General features: G+C 64.7%; 21 protein-coding genes. 2 read left to right on the top strand and 19 right to left on the bottom strand.

The window, feature by feature from the left end; genetic code table 11:
- Positions 1 to 11 precede the first annotated feature (11 nt).
- The gene (gene trxC, locus ACGLHS_RS30615) at positions 12 to 461 is read left to right on the top strand and encodes a thioredoxin TrxC (RefSeq protein WP_394485554.1); all 450 of its coding nucleotides are present in this window, start codon (positions 12 to 14) and stop codon (positions 459 to 461) included.
- A 132-nt stretch (positions 462 to 593) separates the two neighbouring features.
- On the opposite strand, the gene ACGLHS_RS30610 is transcribed toward trxC, so the two are convergent.
- Positions 594 to 3,203 carry a ligase-associated DNA damage response DEXH box helicase gene (locus ACGLHS_RS30610; RefSeq protein WP_394485666.1) on the bottom strand — a complete coding sequence of 870 codons (2,610 nt, stop codon included), beginning with the start codon at positions 3,201 to 3,203 and terminating at the stop codon, positions 594 to 596.
- 108 nt (positions 3,204 to 3,311) lie between these two features.
- On the opposite strand from ACGLHS_RS30610, the gene ACGLHS_RS30605 reads away from it, so the two are divergent.
- Positions 3,312 to 4,475: a DUF4062 domain-containing protein gene (locus tag ACGLHS_RS30605; protein ID WP_143012608.1), complete on the top strand. Its 1,164-nt coding sequence runs from the start codon at positions 3,312 to 3,314 to the stop codon at positions 4,473 to 4,475.
- Positions 4,476 to 4,527: 52 nt separating this feature from the next.
- On the opposite strand, the gene ACGLHS_RS30600 is transcribed toward ACGLHS_RS30605, so the two are convergent.
- From ACGLHS_RS30600 to atpE, 18 genes are all read right to left on the bottom strand, one after another.
- Positions 4,528 to 6,243, bottom strand: coding sequence for an ATP-dependent DNA ligase (locus tag ACGLHS_RS30600; protein WP_394485553.1), 1,716 nt, complete (start codon positions 6,241 to 6,243; stop codon positions 4,528 to 4,530).
- The gene (locus ACGLHS_RS30595; protein ID WP_394485552.1) at positions 6,240 to 7,352 is read right to left on the bottom strand and encodes a ligase-associated DNA damage response exonuclease; all 1,113 of its coding nucleotides are present in this window, start codon (positions 7,350 to 7,352) and stop codon (positions 6,240 to 6,242) included. The genes ACGLHS_RS30600 and ACGLHS_RS30595 overlap by 4 nt, the downstream gene beginning before the upstream one ends.
- A 110-nt stretch (positions 7,353 to 7,462) precedes the next feature.
- Positions 7,463 to 7,993: a DUF3617 domain-containing protein gene (locus ACGLHS_RS30590; RefSeq protein WP_394485551.1), complete on the bottom strand. Its 531-nt coding sequence runs from the start codon at positions 7,991 to 7,993 to the stop codon at positions 7,463 to 7,465.
- A gap of 79 nt (positions 7,994 to 8,072) precedes the next feature.
- Positions 8,073 to 8,774: a phosphatase PAP2 family protein gene (locus ACGLHS_RS30585; RefSeq protein WP_394485550.1), complete on the bottom strand. Its 702-nt coding sequence runs from the start codon at positions 8,772 to 8,774 to the stop codon at positions 8,073 to 8,075.
- A 49-nt stretch (positions 8,775 to 8,823) separates the two neighbouring features.
- Complete coding sequence (locus tag ACGLHS_RS30580) at positions 8,824 to 9,987, bottom strand: Gfo/Idh/MocA family protein (RefSeq protein WP_394485549.1); 1,164 nt, start codon at positions 9,985 to 9,987, stop codon at positions 8,824 to 8,826.
- Positions 9,987 to 10,421, bottom strand: coding sequence for a VOC family protein (locus ACGLHS_RS30575; RefSeq protein ID WP_394485548.1), 435 nt, complete (start codon positions 10,419 to 10,421; stop codon positions 9,987 to 9,989). The genes ACGLHS_RS30580 and ACGLHS_RS30575 overlap by 1 nt, the downstream gene beginning before the upstream one ends.
- Before the next feature lie 64 nt (positions 10,422 to 10,485).
- Positions 10,486 to 11,448, bottom strand: coding sequence for a substrate-binding domain-containing protein (locus tag ACGLHS_RS30570; protein WP_394485547.1), 963 nt, complete (start codon positions 11,446 to 11,448; stop codon positions 10,486 to 10,488).
- Positions 11,449 to 11,503: 55 nt separating this feature from the next.
- Positions 11,504 to 12,544, bottom strand: a complete 1,041-nt coding sequence (locus tag ACGLHS_RS30565; protein ID WP_394485546.1) for an ABC transporter permease — start codon at positions 12,542 to 12,544, stop codon at positions 11,504 to 11,506.
- Complete coding sequence (locus tag ACGLHS_RS30560) at positions 12,507 to 14,048, bottom strand: sugar ABC transporter ATP-binding protein (protein ID WP_394485545.1); 1,542 nt, start codon at positions 14,046 to 14,048, stop codon at positions 12,507 to 12,509. Before ACGLHS_RS30560 ends, ACGLHS_RS30565 begins: the two co-directional genes overlap by 38 nt.
- Positions 14,045 to 15,214: an ROK family protein gene (locus tag ACGLHS_RS30555; RefSeq protein ID WP_394485665.1), complete on the bottom strand. Its 1,170-nt coding sequence runs from the start codon at positions 15,212 to 15,214 to the stop codon at positions 14,045 to 14,047. The genes ACGLHS_RS30560 and ACGLHS_RS30555 overlap by 4 nt, the downstream gene beginning before the upstream one ends.
- A gap of 238 nt (positions 15,215 to 15,452) precedes the next feature.
- Positions 15,453 to 15,872, bottom strand: a complete 420-nt coding sequence (locus ACGLHS_RS30550) for a F0F1 ATP synthase subunit epsilon (RefSeq protein ID WP_093247250.1) — start codon at positions 15,870 to 15,872, stop codon at positions 15,453 to 15,455.
- Between the two features lie 18 nt (positions 15,873 to 15,890).
- Positions 15,891 to 17,291 carry a F0F1 ATP synthase subunit beta gene (atpD, locus tag ACGLHS_RS30545; RefSeq protein WP_394485544.1) on the bottom strand — a complete coding sequence of 467 codons (1,401 nt, stop codon included), beginning with the start codon at positions 17,289 to 17,291 and terminating at the stop codon, positions 15,891 to 15,893.
- A 123-nt stretch (positions 17,292 to 17,414) separates the two neighbouring features.
- Positions 17,415 to 17,804 carry a hypothetical protein gene (locus ACGLHS_RS30540; protein ID WP_093247252.1) on the bottom strand — a complete coding sequence of 130 codons (390 nt, stop codon included), beginning with the start codon at positions 17,802 to 17,804 and terminating at the stop codon, positions 17,415 to 17,417.
- 88 nt (positions 17,805 to 17,892) lie between these two features.
- Positions 17,893 to 18,768 carry a F0F1 ATP synthase subunit gamma gene (gene atpG, locus ACGLHS_RS30535; protein ID WP_093247253.1) on the bottom strand — a complete coding sequence of 292 codons (876 nt, stop codon included), beginning with the start codon at positions 18,766 to 18,768 and terminating at the stop codon, positions 17,893 to 17,895.
- Positions 18,769 to 18,801: 33 nt separating this feature from the next.
- On the bottom strand, positions 18,802 to 20,415 hold the full coding sequence (gene atpA, locus ACGLHS_RS30530) for a F0F1 ATP synthase subunit alpha (RefSeq protein WP_093247254.1): 1,614 nt from the start codon (positions 20,413 to 20,415) through the stop codon (positions 18,802 to 18,804).
- A 49-nt stretch (positions 20,416 to 20,464) separates the two neighbouring features.
- Positions 20,465 to 20,995: a F0F1 ATP synthase subunit delta gene (locus ACGLHS_RS30525; protein WP_093247255.1), complete on the bottom strand. Its 531-nt coding sequence runs from the start codon at positions 20,993 to 20,995 to the stop codon at positions 20,465 to 20,467.
- An 8-nt stretch (positions 20,996 to 21,003) separates the two neighbouring features.
- Complete coding sequence (locus ACGLHS_RS30520) at positions 21,004 to 21,474, bottom strand: F0F1 ATP synthase subunit B (protein WP_007830193.1); 471 nt, start codon at positions 21,472 to 21,474, stop codon at positions 21,004 to 21,006.
- Between the two features lie 77 nt (positions 21,475 to 21,551).
- Positions 21,552 to 21,815, bottom strand: a complete 264-nt coding sequence (gene atpE / locus ACGLHS_RS30515) for a F0F1 ATP synthase subunit C (protein ID WP_007830191.1) — start codon at positions 21,813 to 21,815, stop codon at positions 21,552 to 21,554.
- Between the last annotated feature and the right edge of the window lie 23 nt (positions 21,816 to 21,838).

The raw sequence follows: 21,838 nt of genomic DNA, 5'->3' as shown, positions 1-21,838 counted from the left end.
AGTTCTTGCGCATGACCGAATCGCCCCCGCTGCACATCGTCTGCCCGCACTGCCACACGACCAACCGCGTGCGCGCGGCGCAACTGGGCAGCGCGCCCGACTGCGGCAGTTGCCACCGCCCGCTGTTCGTCGGCCACTCGACCGCGCTGCCGGACGAAGCCACCTTCGACCGCCACATCGCGCGCAACGAGATCCCGGTGCTGGTCGATTTCTGGGCACCCTGGTGCGGCCCCTGCCGCCAGATGGCGTCGGGCTACGAACAGGCCGCGGCCCAGCTCGAACCGCATGTGCGGCTGGCCAAGGTCGACACCGAGGCCGTGCCGGCGCTCGGCGCGCGCTTCGACATCCGCAGCATCCCGACGCTGGCGCTGTTCCGTGGTGGCCGCGAGGTGGCACGGCAAGCCGGCGCGATGGGCGCGGCGGACATCGTGCGGTGGGTGAAGGCGCACGGCGCCGGCTGACAAGGCGCGAATCAACCTGCTGCGCGCCCCGATCTCGCACCTGCGGTCCTCACCGTACAGAAGTACGGCTCCGGTCCTCGATGCAAGCTCGGCGCGCTCGCTACGGTTTCTTCACGCCTTGTCGGCCACGCTTCATAGCGGCGGCAGCGGCCTCGAAGGCCGCCGCCGCTCGCGCCGGGTGCCCGATGACTTCGCCGGCTTTCCCGGCCCTTCCTGCCCGAAGGCCAGCGTGCCTTTCACGCGCTCCACCCCTCCGGCAGTGACCACGCCGCCCGCCGCCTTCTCCAGTTGCTCGACCATGCGCGCGATGCGGTCGGCCACGTTCTCGTTCGACAGCTTCTCGCGGAACAGCTCGACCATCAGCGGAAACGAAAACGGCGTCGGCCGCGCGAGCGGCTTCAGCACCAGTTGCTGCGTGGCCATGCGCGAAAGGCTCGCGCGCAGGCGCCCGATCTCCAGCTCCTGCGCCAGCAGCTCCTGCTCGGCCTGCTGCAGCAGCCTGTTGTCCGGGTCGTACTTGCGAAACACCTCCCAGAACAGCGAAGACGACGCCTGCAGCTGCTTGCTGCTTCGCTTCTCGCCCGGATAGCCCTGGAAGATCAGCCCCGACACGCGGGCGATCTCGCGAAAGCGCCGCTGCGCGAGTTCGCCCGCATTGAGCGAGGCCAGCACTTCGTGCAGCAACACCGCATGGGCTTCGTCGCCCTCGCCTTCTGGCAAACGCAGCACCTGCGGCAGCAGCGTGGGCCAGTCGACCTCGGTCGCGCTCAGCAGCTCGAAGCCATAGTCATTGACCGCGATCGAGAAGGTGCGCGCCTCGTGCTGCGCGATGCGCCAGGCCAGCAAGCTCGCCAGACCCAGATGCACATGCCGACCCGCGAACGGATACAGGAACAGGTGCGAGCCCTCGCGCGTGCTCAGCGTTTCGGCCAGTAGCGTCTGCGGCGTCGGCAGCGCCGACCACTGCTGCTGGATTTCAAGCAACGGCCGCACGCATTGCAGCTCGGGCGAGTCGTACCGGCCTTCGCCGGCCAGCGCGAGCTGCTGCACCACCGCATCGGCCAGCGTGTTCGACAGCGGCATGCGCCCGCCGCCCCAGCGCGGCACCGCCGGCCGCTTGCCGGAGGTGCGCCGCACCCAGGCCGTCATGTCGTGGATGCGCACGAGTTCGAGCAGCCGGCCGCCGAACAGAAAGCAGTCGCCGGGCTTCATGCGCGCGACAAAGCTCTCTTCGACATTGCCGATCTTCGAGCCGCCGAGGTACTGCACCGACATGCTGGCATCGCTCACGATGGTGCCGATGTTCATGCGATGCCGCCGCGCGAGCCGCGCATCGGGCACGCGCCACGCGCCGTCCGCGTCGGGCACGGCGCGCTTGTAGTCGGGGTAGGCCGCAAGCGACGGGCCGCCCTGCGACACGAAGTCGAGGCACCACTGCCAGCTCTCGCGCGAAAGGCCTTCATAGGCCGCCGTGCCGCGCACTTCGTCGTACAGCGCGTCGGGCACGAAACCGCCGCCAAGCGCCACCGTCACGAGGTGCTGCACCAGCACGTCGAGCGGCTGATCAGGCGAATGGCGCGCCTCGATGTGGCCCGCCGCGATGGCCGTGCGCGCGGCCGAGCCTTCGACCATCTCGATGCTGTGCGTGGGCACGAGCGTGATGCGCGACGGCCGCCCCGGCGCATGGCCCGAACGGCCCGCGCGCTGCAGCAGCCGCGCCACGCCCTTGGGCGAGCCGATCTGCAGCACGCGCTCGACCGGCAAAAAGTCGACGCCGAGGTCCAGGCTCGATGTGCAGACCACTGCCTTGAGTTCGCCACTCTTCAGACCCAGCTCGACCCATTCGCGCACCTCGCGGTCGAGCGAGCCATGGTGCAGCGCGATAAGGCCCGCCCACTCGGGCCGCGCCTCCAGCATGGCCTGATACCAGATCTCGGCTTGCGAGCGCGTGTTGGTGAAGACCAGCGTGGTCTTGCTCGCGGCGATCTCCCCGAGCACCTGCGGCAGCATCGTGAGACCCAAGTGGCCGCCCCACGGAAAGCGCTCGGCAAGGCCCGGGAGCAACGAATCGATGACCAGTTTCTTGGGCACCTGGCCCTGCACGAGCACGCCATCTTCATGGCCCAGCAGTGCGTGCATCGCCTCCTGCAGGTTGCCGAGCGTGGCCGACATGCCCCAGATCGCGAGATCGGCATTCCAGCGCTTGAGCCGCGCCAGCGCGAGCTGCACCTGCACGCCGCGCTTGTTGCCGAGCAGCTCATGCCATTCATCGACTACGGCCATCTGCACATGGCCGAGCACCTCGCGTGCATCGGCGCGGGCGAGCAGCAGCGAGAGGCTTTCGGGGGTGGTGACGAGCACTGTGGGCAGCCGCGTGTTCTGTGCGCTGCGTTCGGCTGATGAGGTGTCGCCGCTGCGGGCGCCGGCGCTCCACGGGTGCACGTCGGCGCCGAGGGCTTCGAGTGGCTGCTGCAGTGCGCGCAAGGTGTCGGCAGCCAGGGCGCGCATGGGCGTGAGCCAGAGCACTGTGAGCGGCATCGGTGTCAGGCTGGGAGCACTCGGCTTGCGGGCTCTGGAGAAAGTCAGCAATGCGCCCAACCACACCGCATAGGTTTTGCCCGCGCCGGTGGTGGCATGCAGTAGGCCAGATTTACCTTCACCGATGGCCTTCCATACTTCACGTTGAAAGTGAAAGGGCTTCCAGTGTCGCGATCGAAACCAAGCAGAAACTGAGAACGGCATGGTCAAGCACTGTAAAGTTTGCTGTTTACTACTCAGCGCAATTCACTTCACGGCCGCTTGATTTTTCGCACGGCCAAAGAGTTAAATCACCACACTCAAGGAAAGCAAATGCCACGTCAAACCACCGCCATTCAAATATTTGTAGCTTCACCGGGCGACGTGGCTAATGAGCGAGATATTCTTGAATCCGTTATTACTCAATTAAATTTAATTTGGAGTCAAAGTCTCGGAATCACATTTGAACTCGTCAAATGGGAAACCAATGTTCACCCCTCGTTTTCAAGCGACCCACAAGCCGCCATAAATGAACAAATTGGCGCTTATGATGTCTTCATTGGAATTTTCTGGGGACGCTTAGGTACGCCAACCCCGCGGGCAGACTCCGGGACCATCGAAGAGTTCGATCAAGCATACGCGCGATGGAAGCAAACAAAATCACCAGAAATCATGCTCTATTTCAAAGATGCGCCAATAGCACCTTCGAAAATTGACACGCAACAACTTCTGCGAGTTCAGCAGTTCAAGAAATCGCTCTCTGATAAAGGTGGTCTGTACTTCGAATTCGAGGATGAGGCTGGTTTCGAATCTTCCTTGAGAGGCCATCTTTCAGCGATTGCTCAGAAATTTTCGACGCAAACGCAATTAAGCAATTCACTTTCAATCGATTCATCATTGCCCATTTCGAGCCTTCTTCCCGAAGATGACTTTGGATACATTGACTATTTGGAGATTTACGATAGCAAACTATCGGAAATGACCCAAGCGCTCGACACGATAAATGAAGCAACAGAGCGTGTAGGAGAACAACTAAGCCAACGGACTGACGAATTAAAAACGCAGATCGTAAATGCCGGATCTGCTCGGCGCTTTATTAAGCGATCGGCAGATGACATGAGTAGTTATGCCGACACACTCAACAGTCGAATTAGTGTAATTTCAGCGTCGCGCAAAATTGCGTTTGACGCATTAACCAACGCACTTGCCTTAAGGGCTGACTTCGAAAAATCCGAGTCCGACGTCAATGATCTTTCGGCGTTAAGGCAAACATTGCAATCTTTAGTTGAGACTTCAAATTTTGCAAAATCAGGTATGCGAGGCATGAGAGAATCCGCAGACGCCCTCCCGCGCATTAGCAAAGATATAAATCTAGCAAAGCGTTCCATGGTCTCAAAGTTGGATTTATTTATGCTTGAAATAGAAAGCATACAGTCCACCGTCATCAACATCGTGGATGCGATTGATCGAATTTTAGGCACTGGAGCAAAAGAATAGGGCGCTCATCCTTTGGTTATAAAAATCAAATTCTTTTCAAAGCAGTTATAAATTAACTCAACTGCGTCCGGTCAGTGAAAGGCTCTGCAGGCAATAGCGCGACCAATGTCTCCAAGGCATCCGCCTCATCCACCGGCTTGTCCTCCCGCCACCGCAGCATGCGCGGAAAGCGCACCGCGATGCCGCTCTTGTGCCGCGTGCTGCGCGCGATGCCTTCGAAACCCAGCTCGAACACCAGCGTCGGTTTCACGCTTTTCACCGGCCCGAAGCTCTCGATGGTGGTCTTGCGGATGATCGCGTCCACGCGTGCCATCTCGGAATCGGTCAGGCCCGAGTAGGCCTTGGCGAAGGGAACGAGCTTGCGATCTTCCTGCCCGGGCGGGCCGTCCCACACAGCGAAGGTGTAGTCGCTGAAAAGGCTCGCCCTGCGGCCATGGCCGCGCTGGGCGTAGATCAGCACCGCGTCGATGCTCAGCGGATCGATCTTCCACTTCCACCACACGCCCACGTCCTTGGTGCGGCCCACGCCGTACTGCGCGTCGCGGCGCTTGAGCATCATCCCTTCGACGCCCATCGTGCGCGCGGCTTCGCGCTGATGTGCGAGGTCTGCCCAGCCGGTGCCGGTGAGCATCGGGCTCGGCAACAACGAAGGGTGCCGCATGCGCGTGACCAGTTCATCGAGCAGCACGCGCCGCTGCGACTGCGGCTGCGCGCGCAGGTCGCGCCCTTCCCATTCGAGGATGTCGTAGGCCAGCAGCACCACCGGGATGTCGCGCAGCAACTTGGCGCCGAGCGTCTTGCGGCCGATGCGCTTCTGCAGCTCGGCGAAGGGCTGCACCTTGCCTTCGCTTGCGTCCTCCGGCGAGTTCTCGTCGCTGCGCCACACGACGATCTCGCCGTCGAGCACCGTGCCGTCGGGCAGCGCCTCGCCGAGCACGGCGAGTTCGGGGAAGCGCTCGGTCACCAGCTCTTCGCCACGCGACCACACCCACACGACACCTGCGCGCTTGACCAGTTGCGCGCGGATGCCGTCCCACTTCCACTCGACGATCCAGTCGGCCGACGACCCCAGCACCGCATCGAACTGTTCGAGCGGAATGTTGAAGGGGTGCGCGAGAAAGAACGGATAGGGCTGCCCGCTGGTCTTCTGCACCTGCTCGGCGCCCGACTCCGGCGCGATGAGCGCGCTGTAGTCATCGGGCCGCGGCCGCGCACCGATGTGCGTGTAGCCCATGAGCCGTTGCGCGACACGCTTGGCGTCAACGCCGCCGATGGCCGCGAGCGCCTGCGTCACCTGCAGCTTCGACACGCCCACGCGAAAAGCGCCGGTGATGAGCTTGAAGTACACCAGCCGCTCTTCGGCCGCGAGCTGTTGCCACTGCACGCGCAGCCGTTCGGCAAGCAGGTCGGGCGATGTCTTCGCGGCATCGCGCAGGGGCAGCAAGTGCTGCTCGACCCAACCGGCAAGCCCGAGATCGTGCGTTTCACTCGGTGGCGGCAACAGCAATGCGATGGTCTCGGCAAGGTCGCCGACGGCGTCGTAGCTTTCGTCGAACAGCCATTCGGGCAGGCCAGCCGCCTCCTGCGCGAGCAGGCGCAGCAGCTTGGTGGGCACGAGCTGGCGCGGCTTGCCGCCGGCCAGGAAATAGACGGCCCACGCGGCATCGGCCGGCGTGGCATCGCGCAGGTAGCGCTGCAGCGCCGCCTGCTTGGCAAGGCTCGACGTGCTCGCGTCGAGATCGCGATAAAGCGCGGCGAAGTCCTTCATGGCTTCGCTCCTTCCCCCTCCGGGGGAAGGCTGGGATGGGGGCTCTCGGCATCTCCATCGAGCGCCGCCGGCCCCCTCCCCAACCCTCCGGGGGCGGGAGTTTCCTGGTCGTCTTCATCGCCGTACTCGGTCTTGAAGCCCTGTGCATCGAGCCCGTTCTCAGTGAGCCATCGCACCATCACCTGCACGCTGCCATGCGTGACGAACACGCGCTCGGCACCAGTGCCTGCAATGGCTTGCTGAAGGCCGGGCCAGTCGGCATGGTCGGACATCACGAAGCCGCGGTCCACGCCGCGTCGGCGGCGCGTGCCGCGCAGCTGCATCCAGCCGCTCGCGAAGGCATCGGCGTAGTTGCCGAAGCGCTTCATCCACGGCGTGCCTTGCGCGGAAGGCGGTGCGAGCACCAGCGCGCGCTTGAGCCGCGCCGCATCGACACCCGGATCGGTCACGCGCAAGGTCCCGGGCAATGCCACGCCGGCCGCGCGGTAGACCGCATTGAGCGGCTCCACAGCACCATGCACGACGATGGGCCCGATGCTGGCGTCCACGCCATGCAGGATGCGCTGCGCCTTGCCGAAGGCATAGCAGAACAGCACCGACGCACGGCCCGCCTCGGCATTCGCGCGCCACCAGCCATCGATCTCGGCGAACAGCACGGCCTGCGTGGGCCAGCGGTAGATCGGCAGGCCGAAGGTCGACTCGGTGATGAAGGTGTCGCAAGGCACGGGCTCGAAGGGCGTGCAGGTGCCGTCGGGCTCGGTCTTGTAGTCGCCCGAGGCCACCCACACGCGGCCGCCGTGCTCGAGCCGCACCTGCGCCGAGCCCAGCACATGGCCGGCCGGATGCAGCGACACGCGCACGCCGTGGTGCTCGATGGTTTCGCCGTAAGGCAGCGTCTGCAGGTTGATGTCGGCACCGAGCCGCGTGCGCAAGGTGCCGGCGCTGTCGGTATGGGCCAGGTAGTGCGTGTGGCCGGCGCGGGCGTGGTCGGAATGCGCATGCGTGATGACGGCGCGCGCCACCGGCCGCCACGGGTCGATATAGAAATCGCCGGGCGGGCAGTACAGGCCCTCGGGCCGTGCAATGACGAGGTCTTCCTTGGCGGACATGGCACGCCATCGTAGGCGGTGCCGTCTTTTCTCGCCGCCGAACGCCGGCCGCAAAGCGCTGTGGGCCAGCGCCTACCTGTGCCTAACCGCAACGGCCTGTGCGGGCTCGCTTACTTCTTGCGGGCCGCCATGGCGTCGAGCATGTTCATCTTGGTGCCATTGGGCATCACCATGTCGCCGGGCCGCTGGTCGGCCTTGCAGGGGCCGATCCATTTCGCTTCCATGGTGGTGCTGCTTTCCGAGCGGCCCATCAGCGGCGGGTTGTAGCTGGCCTTGCGGTCCATGCGGTAGGCGGAATTGAAGTCGCCGCTGATCACGGTGTGCGTGGTGGCGGTGGTGGCGCCGATCTTGCAGACCGAATCGATGGTGATCTGGTTGCCGCTCTGGGCGCGCACGTCTTGCGAGCAGGCGTCCTTGCCGAGCGCCTGCGCCATGCCCTGGCCGCGCTCCTGCATGGCCTTGTCGCTGGCCGCATCGATGCACTGCTGCATGGTGGCGGCAAGGGTCTTGCCGCTGGCATCGCCCGAATGGATCTCCCACAGGCCGGGCTTGCGGGCGGGCATGTCGAGCGCGAACGCGGGGCCTGCAAGGGCACCACCGATGGCGGCGCACAACGCGAGGGCAGGCAAACGAATCTTCATGGTGGACTCTCCCCATCGGGATGGCTGCGAAGCCGGCTTTGTACAGGGCTTGCCGCAGCGGCGGAATATCGCGATCGGCCTACGCCGCCTGGCCCGCATGCGAGCGCGTGGCCGCGCCCTGCCGCGATGTAATACCGAGTGCCACACCCAGCGCCAGTCCACCGAGCACGTCGATCAGCACGTGCTGGCGAACGGCCATCGTCGAATACACGATACCCACGGCCCACGCAGCATTGAACAGGTGCAGCCATGCCGGCGCGCCGGCATCGCGCAGCTGCCGCGCCAGCGCGATGCAGGTGAACACCGCGAACGACACGTGCAGCGACGGAAAGGCATTGCCAGCCGCGTCGACGGTCTTGAGGAAGTGCAGCGAGCTGCCCGGCGTAGCGTCGATGGTGAAGTTCGGGATCGCCGTGGGCATGAACCAGAACACGGCCAGCGCAAAGACCGTCATCGCCGCGCAGCCGAACGAAAAGCCCAGCAGCTCGCGCATGTTCTTTGCCAGCAGCACGGGCAATGCGATGTAGCCCCAGAGCGAGAGGTAAACCGGCAATGCCGCCGGCCAGAATGCGATCAGCCGGTCGAAGCCCGTGAGCGGCAACACCCAGGCCTGGCCCGCGTTCTTCATGATCCAGAAGTACAGCGGGAAGAAACCGAGCGTGGAGACGGTATAGCCGACCAGCTTCAGCGGAAACAGCGTGATGCAGCGCAGCCACAGGGCCCGCAGCCATCGCGCCGAGGAAGGGGAAGAAAAAGGCCCGCTGGAAGAAGGAAGGGTCATGGATGCCTGCGGTCATGCGAAGCGGCCTCGCGGGTGCGAGGCCGGCACGCTACCAGGGCGTCCACTTTAATTCGCTTTTCGACGAGGCCACCGTGCGCTCGATGAAGCGCACGCCGCGCGCGCCGTCTTCCACGCGCGGATAGTCCGCCGCCAGCGGATCGGCCGCATGGCCCGCAAGCCGCGCGCGAATGTCGGCCGCCACGCCCGCATAGACATTCGCAAAAGCCTCGATGAAACCCTCGGGGTGGCCGGCGGGCAGGCGGCTGGCGCGCTGCGCGGCTTCGCACAGCCAGGGCGCGCCGCGCGTCAGGATGCGCTTGGGCCCATCGTGCGGCAGGTGCACCAGCTGGCTCGGCTGCTCCTGGTGCCATTCGAGCGTGCCCAGCGTGCCCGAGACGCGCAGGCGCAGGTCGTTCTCCAGGCCGGTGCTGATCTGCGAGGCGACCAGCACACCGCGTGCGCCGCCCTTGAAGCGCAGCAGCAGGCTGCCGTCGTCGTCGAGCATGCGGCCGGGCACGAGCGAGCTGAGGTCGGCGCACAGGCTTTCGATCTGCAGGCCGGTGACGCTGGCCACGAGGTTCTCGGCATGCGAGCCGATGTCGCCGATGGCGCCGGCCGCGCCGCTGCGCGCGGGGTCGGTGCGCCAGTCGGCCTGCTTGTTGGTGCCGCCTTCGACATGGCTGGCGAGCCACCCCTGGTTGTATTCGACGACGACCTTGCGGACCTCGCCGATCTGGCCCGAGCGCACCATCTCGCGCGCCTGCCGCACCATCGGGTAGCCGGTGTAGTTGTAGGTGACGCCGAACACCGTGCCCTGCTTCGCCACGGTGGCGACCAGCGCATCGGCCTGCTCGCGCGTGTGCACCAGCGGCTTGTCGCACACCACGTGGAAGCCGGCTTCGGCAAAGGCCTGCGCCACCGGAAAGTGCACGTGGTTGGGCGTGACGATCGAGACGAAGTCGATGCGTTCGCTGGCGGGGCGCTTGAGTTCGTCGGCCAGCAGCGAAGGCCAGTCTGCATGGTTGCGGTCGTCGGCCAGGCCCAGGTCGCGGCCCGAGGCGCGCGCCTTGTCGGGGCTCGACGACAGCGCGCCGGCCACGAGTTCGATCTGGCCGTCGAGTGCCATGGCCTTGCGGTGCACGGCGCCGATGAAGGCATCGCGGCCACCGCCGACCATGGCGTAGCGCAGCTTGCGAAGAGGTGTGTCGGTCATCAATGTGCGGCCGCTGCGAACGGGTCGTAGCTGCCGAAGCTCCAGACGTTGCCCTCGGGGTCGCGGGCATCGTAGCCACGGCCCGGGTAGCCATCGTTGTCCTTGGGGTCGGTGAGTATTTCCGCGCCTGCCGCACGGGCCTGCGCGCAGTGCGCGTCGGGGTCGTCGATGACGGCGCAGACGCACATGGTGATGCAGCCCGCATCGGCGGCCGTCTTCCAGCGGTACTTGTCCGTCACAGGGCCAGGGCGGTCGGAGCCGAGCATGACCATCTGGCCGTTCATCACCAGTTCCGCGTGGTGAATGACCGAGGGATCGCTCTCGTCGGCGTACACAGCCTTGCGCTCGAAGCCGAAGGCCTTGCAGAGGAATTCGATGGCGGCCGGCGCATTCTTGTAGCGCAGGCAGGGAATCAACGCGTGGTGCACAGGCATTTCAATCTCCTCGGGTGTTCCTGGTAACTGCTCCCTCTCCCGGGGGAGAGGAAGCAACACGCCCTCAGAACGGCGAGTTGGGGTGGTAGAAGTCTTTCGCGTTTTCCTTGGTGATGAGCACCGAGGGAATGATCGTCGTCGCCGGCAGCTTCTCGCCCTTCAGGCGCGCTTCAGCCGTGAGCTTGATCGCGTCGTAGATGAACTTGGGCGAGTAGCTCACGTCGGCGCCGATGCGCGGGTCCTTGCCGTCCATGATGGTCTTGACCATGTCCTTCGCGCCGGCGCCGCCGAACACGATCTTGATGTCGTCGCGCTTGGCCTGCGCGATGGCCTTGAGCACGCCCACGGCCATGTCGTCGTCGGCGGCCCAGATGGCATCGATCTGCTTGAAGCGCGTGAGGTAGTCCTGCGTGACCTTGAAGGCGTCGTCGCGGTTCCAGTTGGCGTACTTGGCATCGAGCAGCTTGATGTCGGGGCTGCCCTTGAGCACGGCGTTGAAGGCGTCCATGCGTTCGTTGTCCAGCGTGGTCGCAATGCCGCGCAGCGCCACCACGTTGCCCTTGCCGCCCAGCGTCTTCACGATGTACTCGGCGGGGATCTTGCCGAAGGCGGTGTTGTCGCCGGCCACGTACGCATCTTGTGCGCTGGTGTCGGTCAGGCCCCGGTCGACCACGGTGACGTACGCGCCCTTGGCCTTGACCTGCGCGACCGGCTTGGTCAGCGCGGCGGATTCAAACGGGAACACGACCAGTGCGTTGATCTTGGTGACCGTCGACAGGTCTTGCAGCTGGTTGGCCTGCTCGGGCGCATTGGCTGCGGTCTTGATCGTGATCTTCAGGTCCTTGTGTTCTTTCTCCAGGTCCTTCTTCGCCTGGTTGGCCCAGTAGTTGATGCCGCCCATGAAGCTGTGCGTGGCCGCGGGAATCGAAACGCCGAGGTTGACCTTGTCCGCGGCAAGCGCCGGCAGGCTGGCGAACGCTGCGGCGGCAACGGCCGTGAGTGCGATACAACGTGTGAAGCTTGTCATGCTGGATGTCTCCTTGTGGTTGATGGAACGAACGAACGTACGAGCGGGAAAAACTCTATCGGCGTCCACGCTGGAGGAACGCGACGATGATGATCACGAAGCCCTGCACCGCGGCGTTCAGGTACACGCTGATGATGCTGGTGAGGTTCAGGATGTTGCTGATGACCGAAAGCAGGATCGCCCCCACCACCGTGCCGGTGATGCTGCCCGCGCCGCCCTTGAGTGCGGTGCCGCCGACGATCACCGCCGCGATGGCTTCCAGCTCCCACAGCAGGCCGGTGGTCGGCGATGCGGAGCCCAGGCGCGGCACGTACAGCAGCGTCGCGATGCCCACGCACACGCCGAGCAGCACGTAGGTCATGATCTTCACGCGGTCGACGTCCACCGCCGCATAGCGCGCCACCTGCTCGTTCGAGCCGATGGCCTGTACATAGCGCCCGTAGGCCGTGCGGTTCAAGATGACGCCGCCGATGATCGCGACGATCACGAACACCCACACCGGCACCGGAATGCCCGCAAGGCTTGCGTAGTACACCGGGGCATAGAGGTCCGACAGGTCGTTGTCGAGCGTGAGCGCGCCACCATCGGCGAAGTACGTGAGGTACGCGCGAAAGATGCCGAGCGTGCCCAGCGTCACGATGAAAGGCTCGATGCGGCCCTTGGTAATGAGCAGGCCGTGCGCCAGCCCGAACACCGCGCCGAGCACGATGGCCAGCACCGCGCCCATCACCACCGCCAGCAGCGGCGAGCCCGAAGCCGGGCCGGCCCAGTTGATGAACATGATGACGCTGCCCGCGATGAGCGCAGCCATCGAGCCCACCGACAGGTCGATGCCGCCCGAGATGATCACGAAGCACATGCCCACCGCGATGATGCCGATGAAGGCGGTGCGCGTGAGCACGTTCATCGCGTTGTCGAGCGTGGCGAAGTCGCTGTTGAGCAGCGTGCCCGCGATGCACAGCAGCACGAGGCCGATGACCGGGCCGAGGCCATGCAGGCGCTCGGTCCAGCGCGGCCCGGCCTCGCTGCGGTGCTGCTGCTGTTGCTGCTGCGCGGCTTCAGGCGGCGGCGTGGGTGTCTGCTGTTCCGGTGGCATGAGCGATGAGCTCCTCTTCTGTGAGATGGTCCGCATCGAGCGTGGCGACGAGCTTGCCGGCGCGCATCACCGCGACGCGGTGGCACAGGCCGATCAGTTCCATCAGCTCGGACGAGACGACGATCACCGCGAGCCCTTCGCGGGCCAGTCGCTGGATCAGGAAATAGATGTCGCGCTTGGCGCCCACGTCGACACCGCGCGTGGGCTCGTCGAGCACCACCACCTTCGGCCGTGGCTGCAGCACCTTGGCGAGTGCGAGCTTCTGCTGGTTGCCACCCGAGAGCGACGAAGCCCTGACGTCGAGCGAGCCGGTGCGGATGCCGTAGTCCTTCACCGCCTCGGCCAGCGCGCCGCGCTCGGCATCGGGCTTCAGCCAGGGCTGCGCGTAGCGTTCGAGCGCCATCAGCGTGAGGTTCTGGCGCAAGCCGAAGTTGACGTGCAGGCCCTTGCCCTTGCGGTCTTCGCTGAGGTAGGTAAGGCCATGTTTCGCTGCATCGCGCGGGTTGCGCCAGCCTTTGCCGTTCGGCACGGGCTGGCCGAGCATTTCGACGCTGCCGCTCGCGGGACGCAGGCCGAGCAGGCCTTCGAAGAGTTCGGTGCGGCCCGCGCCGACAAGGCCCGCGAAGCCGAGGATTTCGCCGGGGCGCACCTCGAAGCTCGTGTCCTGTGCCCAGCCGGGCACGTTGAAATTGCGCACGCGCATTGCGGGTGCATCGGCCGCGATCACTACATCGCGCGGCGGATAAAGGTCGGCCAATTCACGGCCCACCATGAGGTTCGCCATCTGCTGGCGCGTGACGTCGGGCGTGGGCGCGCGCGCGACGAAGCGGCCGTCGCGCATCACGATCACTTCGTCGGTCACCTGCTCCACTTCGTCGAGCTTGTGCGAGATGTAGACGATGGTCACGCCATCGGCGCGCAACTGGGCGATGAGCTTGAACAGGCGTTCGGTCTCGCCGGGCGTGAGCGTCGCGGTGGGCTCGTCCATGATGAGCAAACGCGCACGACGTGCGATGGCCTTCGCGATCTCGACGAGCTGCTTCTCCGCGACGATGAGCTTGCGCACCTTGGTGCGCGGGTCGACCTGCAGGCCGACGGCGGCAAGGGCCGTGGCGGCGTCGCGCTCCATCGAGGCGTCGTCGAGCAGCCAGCCCTTCTTCTTTTCGTGGCCGAGAAAGATGTTCTGCGCCACGCTCAGGTCTTCGGCGAGGTTGAACTCCTGGTGGATCAACACGATGCCCAGCGCCTCCGCATCGCGCGAACTCGTGAACCGCTGGGGCTGGCCGTTGATGCGCAGCGTGCCGCCGGTCAGTTGTTCGTAGCCCGCGAGGATCTTCATCAGCGTGGACTTGCCCGCGCCGTTCTCGCCGAGCAGGCCGTACACACGGCCGGGCGCGAGTGCAAAGCTCACGCCGTGCAGCACCTGCACCGGGCCGAAGGCCTTCACCACCGCGTCGAACTCGACGGCGACGCTGCCCTTGGTGTTGTTGTTATCCACACTCATGGCGCCACTCCGCGCACCTTGAGGGTTTCGTGCATCGCGAGCACGCCGGCGCCGACGAATCCGCCCTGCATGCCCAGCGGCGTGTACTGGATCTCGAGGTGCCGCGTCGACAGCGCAAGCGAGCGCTGGTACACGCTCTGGCGCACCGCCGCGAGAAACAGCGGCCCGATGCGCGTGATGCCGCCGCCGATGAACACATGCGACGGATTGAAGAAGTTCACCACCGACGCGAGCATCTGGCCGATGAGGCTGCCGGCGTGCTGGATGATGCCGTTGGCGGCCGTGTCGCCGCCACGGCTGGCCTGGCCCACGTCGATCGCGTCGATGCGCCCGTGCACGCGCAAGCATTCGGCCAGCGTCGCGCTTTCGCCGGCCTCGGCAGCCTGCACGGCCATGCGCGTGATCGCGGGGCCGGCCGCCATCGCCTCGACACAACCGAGGTTGCCGCAATGACAGCGCGGGCCTTCCTGGTCGACACAGATGTGACCGACGTCGCCGGCCGAGCCGGCGGCACCGCGGTACACCTCGCCGTGGCAGACGATGCCGCAGCCGATGCCAGTGCCGATCTTGATGACGAGGAAGTTGTTGAGCGAGCGCTTGAGGCGCCAGAGCTCGCCCAGCGCCATGAGGTTCACGTCGTTGTCGACGAAGACCGGCGCCGCATAGTCTTCGCGCAGGTAGTCGCGGATCGAGAAGCCATCCCAGGCCGGCATCAGCGGCGGGTTCACGAGCTGGCCGATCTCGAAGTTGACCGGGCCGGGCACGCCGATGCCGATGCCCAGAACGTTCTTGGCACTGCAGCCGCAGCGGGCCAGCAGTTCGCGCATGAGGACGCGCACGCGCGCCAGCACGACGGTCGGGCCTTCGCGCACGTCGGCGGGTTCGTCGTGTTGCGCGAGCACGGTGAGGTCGGGGCGCAGCACGGCCACGTCGAGGCTGGTGGCACCGATGTCGATGCCGACGAGCACGCCAAGGCCGGCGTGGAGCTGCAGGTTTTCGGGGCGGCGCCCGCCGGAGGAACGTTGCAGGCCCGCTTCAGCCAGCAGGCCCTGCTCGACGAGCCCGGCGATCAGCCCGTTGGCCTTGCTCTTGGAAAAGCCGAGCTGCTCGGCCATGGCATGGCGCGAACCGCCGGCCGACCAGAAGGTCGTTTCCAGCAACCGCATTTCGTCGGTCGTGATGCCGCTCCAGGGTGCCACGCGTTTGTCTCCGGTGTTCTTGCCTTCTTTTGCCGCCTCGGCCTGCGGCCTTGGGCGAAGGCGAATACTAGGGGCCGGGCTTCAGCCGGGCAAGGCTGAACTTCGACCAAATTCAGATCGAAGATGGCGTACTCGATGTGGCCTGAAGGCAGACGCAAAAAAGCCGCCCGGAGGCGGCTTTTTGATAGCAAGAGCCGATGAGCTCTTACTTCTTCTGGCGGTACTTGCGCAGTGCCGCGATCTGGGCGGCCATCACGGCCAGTTCCGATTGCGCCATCGCGATGTCGATGTCGCTTTTCGCGTTCTTCAGCGCTTCCTCGGCGGCAGCCTTGGCCTGGTTGGCCTTTTCGTCGTCGAGGTCCTTGCCACGGATCGCGGTGTCGGACAGCACGGTGACGGCGTTGGGCTGCACTTCGAGAATGCCACCGGCCACGAAGACGAATTCTTCGCCGCCGTCGGCCGTTTCGATGCGCACGGCACCCGGGCGGATGCGCGTGATCAGCGGGGTGTGGCGCGGATAGATGCCGAGCTCACCAGCTTCACCGGGCAGCGCGACGAACTTGGCCTCGCCCGAGAAGATCGACTCTTCCGCGCTGACCACGTCGACGTGAATGGTGTTTGCCATCTGAGTTCCCATGCCGCCTTAAGCGACCTTCTTGGCTTTTTCGAACGCTTCGTCGATGGTGCCCACCATGTAGAACGCTTGTTCCGGCAGGTGGTCGGCTTCGCCGTTCACGATCATCTTGAAACCACGGATGGTTTCGGCCAGCGGCACGTACTTGCCGGGCGAGCCCGTGAACACTTCAGCCACGTGGAACGGCTGCGACAGGAAACGCTGGATCTTGCGGGCGCGGGCCACGGCGAGCTTGTCGTCGGGAGCCAGTTCGTCCATGCCCAGAATCGCGATGATGTCGCGCAGTTCCTTGTAGCGCTGCAGCGTGCCTTGCACGGCGCGGGCCACGTTGTAGTGCTCTTCGCCGACCACGTTCGGGTCGAGCTGGCGCGAGGTCGAGTCCAGCGGGTCCACGGCGGGGTAGATACCGAGCGAAGCGATGTCACGCGACAGCACCACGGTCGAGTCCAAGTGGGCGAAGGTGGTTGCGGGCGACGGGTCGGTCAAGTCGTCGGCAGGGACGTACACGGCCTGGATCGAGGTGATCGAGCCGACCTTGGTCGACGTGATCCGCTCTTGCAGACGGCCCATTTCTTCGGCCAGCGTCGGCTGGTAGCCCACGGCGGAAGGCATACGGCCCAGCAGAGCCGACACTTCGGTACCGGCCAGCGTGTAGCGGTAGATGTTGTCCACGAAGAACAGAACGTCACGGCCTTCGTCGCGGAACGACTCGGCGATGGTCAGGCCGGTCAGCGCCACGCGCAGACGGTTGCCCGGGGGTTCGTTCATCTGGCCGTAGACCATGGCGACCTTCGAGTCCTCGAGCTTCTCGAGGTTCACGACGCCGGAGTCGGCCATCTCGTGATAGAAGTCGTTGCCTTCGCGGGTACGTTCACCCACACCGGCGAACACCGACAGACCCGAGTGAGCCTTGGCGATGTTGTTGATGAGTTCCATCATGTTCACGGTCTTGCCCACGCCGGCGCCACCGAACAGGCCCACCTTGCCGCCCTTGGCGAACGGGCACACCAGGTCGATCACCTTGATGCCGGTTTCGAGCAGGTCTTGCGACGGCGACAGTTCGTCGTAGGCGGGCGCCTTGCGGTGGATCGAAGCGGTGACTTCCTGGCCGACGGGGCCGCGTTCGTCGATGGGCGAACCCAGCACGTCCATGATGCGGCCCAGCGTGGCCTTGCCGACCGGCACGGTGATGGGGGCGCCGGTGTTCTTGACGATGATGCCGCGGCGCAGGCCGTCGGACGAGCCGAGTGCAATCGTGCGCACCACGCCGTCGCCGAGCTGCTGCTGGACTTCGAGGGTCAGCGCGCTGCCTTCGAACTTCAGTGCGTCGTAAACCTTCGGCATCTGGTCACGCGGGAACTCCACGTCGACCACGGCGCCGATACATTGGACAATTTTTCCTTCAGCCATGACGTTTCCTTCTGGATGGATCTCTAAATAATTGCGACAGGTTCTTGCAGAAGCGTCCTGGTGCCAGTACGGGCCGCTTTTGCAAGAATGCCGGACGGGCCGGCACCCTTGGAATGGTTCAGATCAGCACTTCATTGCCGTGGCTTGCGCGGCGAAGGCGTCCGAGGCGGCCTTGCAGGCTTGGCCCAGGGCATCCTTGTTGGTGCCCATTGCAGCCCAGCTGGCCTTGGTCTGATCGAGGCTCGACTTCATCGCGTCGGCGGCTGCACCGCTTTGCGCAGCCACGCAGGCCGTGACCTTCGCCAGGTAGTCGTTGCACTCTTGCGGCAGGTCGGCGGCCGATGCCGTCGGGGCTGCTGCTGCGGGTGCTGCCGCTGCGGGTTCCGGTGCTGCGGGTGCAGGAGCCGGCGCAGGTGCTGCGGCGGGAGCTGGAGCAGGCGCTGGCGCGTCTTCCTTTTTGGAGCAGGCAGTCAGAGCGGCGGCAATGGCCACCAGAGCAAGAATTTTCTTCATTTGCGCAGAGTCCCCTAAAAGAAGGCCTTGGATTACCAGGCACGCAGAGCGTGCCCGATCAGCAATGTGGCCCGTTGCATTGCCTCAATCAGACGCCGGCAGCCGCAGCCGCGCCGGACACGATTTCGGACAGTTCCTTCGTGATGCCGGCCTGGCGGGTCTTGTTGTAGACCAGCTTCAGTTCGTCGATCACGTTGCCCGCGTTGTCGGTGGCGGCCTTCATGGCCACCATGCGCGCGGAATGCTCGGAAGCCATGTTCTCGGCCACGGCCTGGTACACCAGCGATTCCACGTAGCGCACCAGCAGTTCGTCGATCACGCTTTGCGCGTCGGGCTCGTAGATGTAGTCCCACGAGTGATGACCCGACTCGACCTGCAGCGTCTCGGCCTTCAGCGGCAACAGTTGTTCCACCATCGGCTCTTGCTTGATGGTGTTGATGAACTTCGTGTAGCACAGGTACACCGCCGACAGCTTGCCCTCGGCATAAGCGTCGAGCAGCGTCTTGACGGGCCCGATGAGCTTGTCGAGATGCGGCGTGTCGCCCAGGTGCGTCACATGGGCCACCACGCGGGCGCCGATGCGGTTCAGGAAACCCAGGCCCTTGCTGCCGATGGCCACCGACTCGACCACATTGCCCGCTGCCTGCGCTTCGCGCAGCTTGCCGGTGACGGCACGCAGCAGGTTGGTGTTCAAGCCGCCGCACAGGCCCTTGTCGCTGGTCACGATGATGAAACCGACGCCCTTGGCATCGGTCGTCTTCATGAACGCGTGGGTGTACTCCGGATTCGCCTTGCCGAGATTCGCCGCGATGTTGCGGATCTTTTCGCTGTAGGGGCGAGCGGCGCGCATGCGTTCCTGCGCCTTGCGCATCTTGGAAACCGAGACCATTTCCATGGCCTTGGTGATCTTCTTGGTGTTTTCCACCGATTTGATCTTGCCGCGGATTTCCTTACCAGCTGCCATGAGAGCTCCTTCTTGCGTCGATCAAGGCGTCGATCAGGCGAACGACTTCTTGAACGAAGTGGCGGCGGCCAGCAGTTCGGCTTCCGCGTCCTGGCAGACCTTCTTGAAAGCCTTCTTCTCGTCGCTGTCGTCGGCCTTGGCAGGCTTGACGTCCCACTTGGCGCCGTTCTTTTCCATCGTGGCCAGCAGAGGTGCGTGGCTCGACTTGAGGAACTGGTGGAAGCCGTGTTCGAACGAGAGAACCTTCTTGACGTCGATGTCGTCCATGAAGCCCTTGTTCACCGCGAACAGCGTGGCGCTCATCAGCGAGATGGGCAGCGGGCTGTACTGGGTCTGCTTGAGCAGTTCGGTCACGCGGGCACCGCGGTCGAGCTGCTTGCGGGTGGCTTCGTCGAGGTCCGAGGCGAACTGGGCGAAGGCCGCGAGTTCGCGGTACTGGGCCAGGTCGGTACGGATACCGCCCGACTGGTTCTTCACCAGGTTGGTCTGGGCCGACGAACCCACTCGCGACACCGAGATACCGGCGTTGATGGCGGGACGGATACCGGCGTTGAACAGGTTGGTTTCCAGGAAGATCTGGCCGTCGGTGATCGAGATCACGTTGGTCGGAACGAAGGCGGACACGTCGCCGGCTTGCGTTTCGATGATCGGCAGCGCGGTCAGCGAACCGGTCTTGCCCTTGACTTCACCCTTGGTGAAGGCTTCGACGTAGTCGGCGTTCACGCGGGCTGCGCGTTCGAGCAGGCGGCTGTGGAGATAGAACACGTCGCCGGGGTAGGCTTCGCGGCCTGGCGGGCGACGCAGCAGCAGCGAGACCTGGCGGTAAGCCACGGCTTGCTTGGACAGGTCGTCATAGACGATCAGCGCGTCCTGGCCGCGATCGCGGAAGTATTCGCCCATCGTGCACCCCGAGTAGGCCGACACGTACTGCATGGCCGCCGATTCGGAGGCCGATGCTGCCACCACGATGGTGTAGTCCATCGCGCCGGCTTGTTCGAGAGCGCGCACCACGTTCTTGATCGACGAAGCCTTCTGGCCGATCGCAACGTAGACGCAGGTCATGTTCTGACCCTTCTGGTTGATGATCGCGTCGATCGCCACTGCCGTCTTGCCGGTCTGGCGGTCGCCGATGATCAGCTCGCGCTGGCCACGGCCGACGGGCACCATCGAGTCGACGGACTTCAGGCCGGTCTGCATCGGCTGGTCAACGGACTTCCGTGCAATCACGCCCGGAGCGACCTTTTCGATCACGTCGGTCATCTTGGCGTTGATCGGACCCTTGCCGTCGATCGGCTGGCCCAGCGCATTCACCACGCGGCCGATGAGTTCGGGGCCGACCGGCACTTCCAGAATGCGGCCCGTGCACTTGACGGTGTCGCCTTCGGAGATGTGCTCGTACTCGCCCAGAATCACGGCGCCGACCGAGTCGCGCTCGAGGTTCAGCGCCAGGCCGAACGACGGCGTGCCGTCAGCGCTCGGCGGGAACTCGAGCATTTCGCCCTGCATCGCGTCGGACAGGCCGTGCACGCGCACGATGCCGTCGGTCACCGAGACCACGGTGCCCTCGTTGCGGATGTTGGCGCTGACCCCAAGGCCCTCGATGCGGCTCTTGATCAGTTCGGAAATTTCTGCGGGATTGAGTTGCATGACTCTTTCCTTCTTTCTTTGAGGCTACAAGTAGAGGGCTGGAAACCGATCAGGCCGCCAGCGCAACTTTCATTTGTTCAAGGCGCGCTTTGACGGAGGTGTCGAGCACCTCGTCGCCGACCACCACGCGGATGCCACCGATCAGTTCCGGCTCTTGCTGGACCGTGACCTGGAGCTTGCGACCGAAACGCTTTTCGAGCGCAGCGGCCACGTTGGCCAGGGCTGCGGCGTCGATCGGGAAGGCGCTGTAGACCACGGCGTCGGACGAGCCGCTCTTCGCGTTGGCCAGTGCCCGGAACTGCTTCGCAATTTCCGGCAGCACCGAAAAACGCCCGTTTTCGAGCAGCGCACTCAGGAAGTTCTGAGCGGGAGCAGCCAGCGGCGCACCGAATGCACCGGCGACCACGCCGAGAACCTGTTCGGCCGTGGCCTTGGGGTTGTCGGCGAACTGCTGGAGCTCTGGATTGGCCGCGATGGCGGCAACCTTTTCGAGCCAGGCGCTGGTACCGGCGACGTCAGACGACGAAGCCTTGAAAAGCGCCTCGGCGTAGGGGCGTGCAATGGTGGCGAGTTCTGCCATGGCTTCGATCAGAGTTCGGTCTGCAGACGGGCGAGCAAATCGGCGTGGACGCCTGCATTCACTTCCTTGCGCAGAATCTGCTCTGCGCCCTTGACGGCCAGTGCGGCAACCTGCTCGCGCAGGGCTTCACGGGCCTTCAGTGCCTGCTGGTCGGCTTCGACGCGGGCAGCTGCAACGATCTTGTTGCCTTCTTCGGTCGCGCGGGCCTTGGCCTCTTCAACGATGGCCTGGGCGCGACGTTCGGCGTCGGCAAGACGTTGTGCGGACTCGTTGCGTGCCTGGCCGAGTTCGGCTTCCACGCGCTTGTTGGCGGCGGACAGCTCGGACTTGGCCTTGTCGGCGGCAGCGAGGCCTTCGGCGATCTTCGCAGCGCGGTCGTCCAGCGCCTTCGCGATCGGCGGCCACACGAACTTCATCGTGAACCCGACCAGGATCAGGAACACGATCATCTGAACGATCAGGGTACCGGTAATGCTCACTTTTCACCCTCTCTTTGGGATTGAATGCGAAGCCATTCCGCAGAAGGGAACGACGACACGGGTCCGACGAGAAAGACTTACTTCGGCAGGTTGGCGATTTGAGCCAGGAACGGGTTGGCCGTTGCGAACCACAGTGCGATACCGGTGCCGATAATGAAAGCGGCGTCGATCAGACCAGCCAGCAGGAACATCTTGGTTTGGAGTTCGCCCATGAGTTCAGGCTGACGTGCGGCCGACTCGAGGTACTTGCTGCCCATGATGCCGATGCCGATACATGCGCCCACAGCGCCCAGACCGATGATCAGGCCGGCGGCCAGTGCAACAAAGCTAATAACTTCCATGATGACTCCTAGAGGACTTTGGT

Origin of the sequence: Variovorax sp. VaC1, assembly GCF_043658315.1 — a bacterium.
Lineage (GTDB): Bacteria > Pseudomonadota > Gammaproteobacteria > Burkholderiales > Burkholderiaceae_C > Variovorax.
This window is presented reverse-complemented; position numbering and strand designations above follow the sequence as displayed.

Coding starts and splice junctions, on each gene's coding strand:
- ACGLHS_RS30590 (WP_394485551.1), bottom strand. CDS start 7,993: ATGAAGATTCGTTTGCCTGCCCTCGCGTTGTGCGCCGCCATCGGTGGT.
- ACGLHS_RS30585 (WP_394485550.1), bottom strand. CDS start 8,774: ATGACCCTTCCTTCTTCCAGCGGGCCTTTTTCTTCCCCTTCCTCGGCG.
- ACGLHS_RS30550 (WP_093247250.1), bottom strand. CDS start 15,872: ATGGCAAACACCATTCACGTCGACGTGGTCAGCGCGGAAGAGTCGATC.
- ACGLHS_RS30610 (WP_394485666.1), bottom strand. CDS start 3,203: ATGCCGTTCTCAGTTTCTGCTTGGTTTCGATCGCGACACTGGAAGCCC.
- atpA (WP_093247254.1), bottom strand. CDS start 20,415: ATGCAACTCAATCCCGCAGAAATTTCCGAACTGATCAAGAGCCGCATC.
- ACGLHS_RS30555 (WP_394485665.1), bottom strand. CDS start 15,214: ATGCGGTTGCTGGAAACGACCTTCTGGTCGGCCGGCGGTTCGCGCCAT.
- ACGLHS_RS30540 (WP_093247252.1), bottom strand. CDS start 17,804: ATGAAGAAAATTCTTGCTCTGGTGGCCATTGCCGCCGCTCTGACTGCC.
- atpD (WP_394485544.1), bottom strand. CDS start 17,291: ATGGCTGAAGGAAAAATTGTCCAATGTATCGGCGCCGTGGTCGACGTG.
- ACGLHS_RS30570 (WP_394485547.1), bottom strand. CDS start 11,448: ATGACAAGCTTCACACGTTGTATCGCACTCACGGCCGTTGCCGCCGCA.
- ACGLHS_RS30565 (WP_394485546.1), bottom strand. CDS start 12,544: ATGCCACCGGAACAGCAGACACCCACGCCGCCGCCTGAAGCCGCGCAG.
- ACGLHS_RS30600 (WP_394485553.1), bottom strand. CDS start 6,243: ATGAAGGACTTCGCCGCGCTTTATCGCGATCTCGACGCGAGCACGTCG.
- ACGLHS_RS30575 (WP_394485548.1), bottom strand. CDS start 10,421: ATGCCTGTGCACCACGCGTTGATTCCCTGCCTGCGCTACAAGAATGCG.
- trxC (WP_394485554.1), top strand. CDS start 12: ATGACCGAATCGCCCCCGCTGCACATCGTCTGCCCGCACTGCCACACG.
- ACGLHS_RS30525 (WP_093247255.1), bottom strand. CDS start 20,995: ATGGCAGAACTCGCCACCATTGCACGCCCCTACGCCGAGGCGCTTTTC.
- ACGLHS_RS30560 (WP_394485545.1), bottom strand. CDS start 14,048: ATGAGTGTGGATAACAACAACACCAAGGGCAGCGTCGCCGTCGAGTTC.
- ACGLHS_RS30580 (WP_394485549.1), bottom strand. CDS start 9,987: ATGACCGACACACCTCTTCGCAAGCTGCGCTACGCCATGGTCGGCGGT.
- atpG (WP_093247253.1), bottom strand. CDS start 18,768: ATGGCAGCTGGTAAGGAAATCCGCGGCAAGATCAAATCGGTGGAAAAC.
- atpE (WP_007830191.1), bottom strand. CDS start 21,815: ATGGAAGTTATTAGCTTTGTTGCACTGGCCGCCGGCCTGATCATCGGT.
- ACGLHS_RS30595 (WP_394485552.1), bottom strand. CDS start 7,352: ATGTCCGCCAAGGAAGACCTCGTCATTGCACGGCCCGAGGGCCTGTAC.
- ACGLHS_RS30605 (WP_143012608.1), top strand. CDS start 3,312: ATGCCACGTCAAACCACCGCCATTCAAATATTTGTAGCTTCACCGGGC.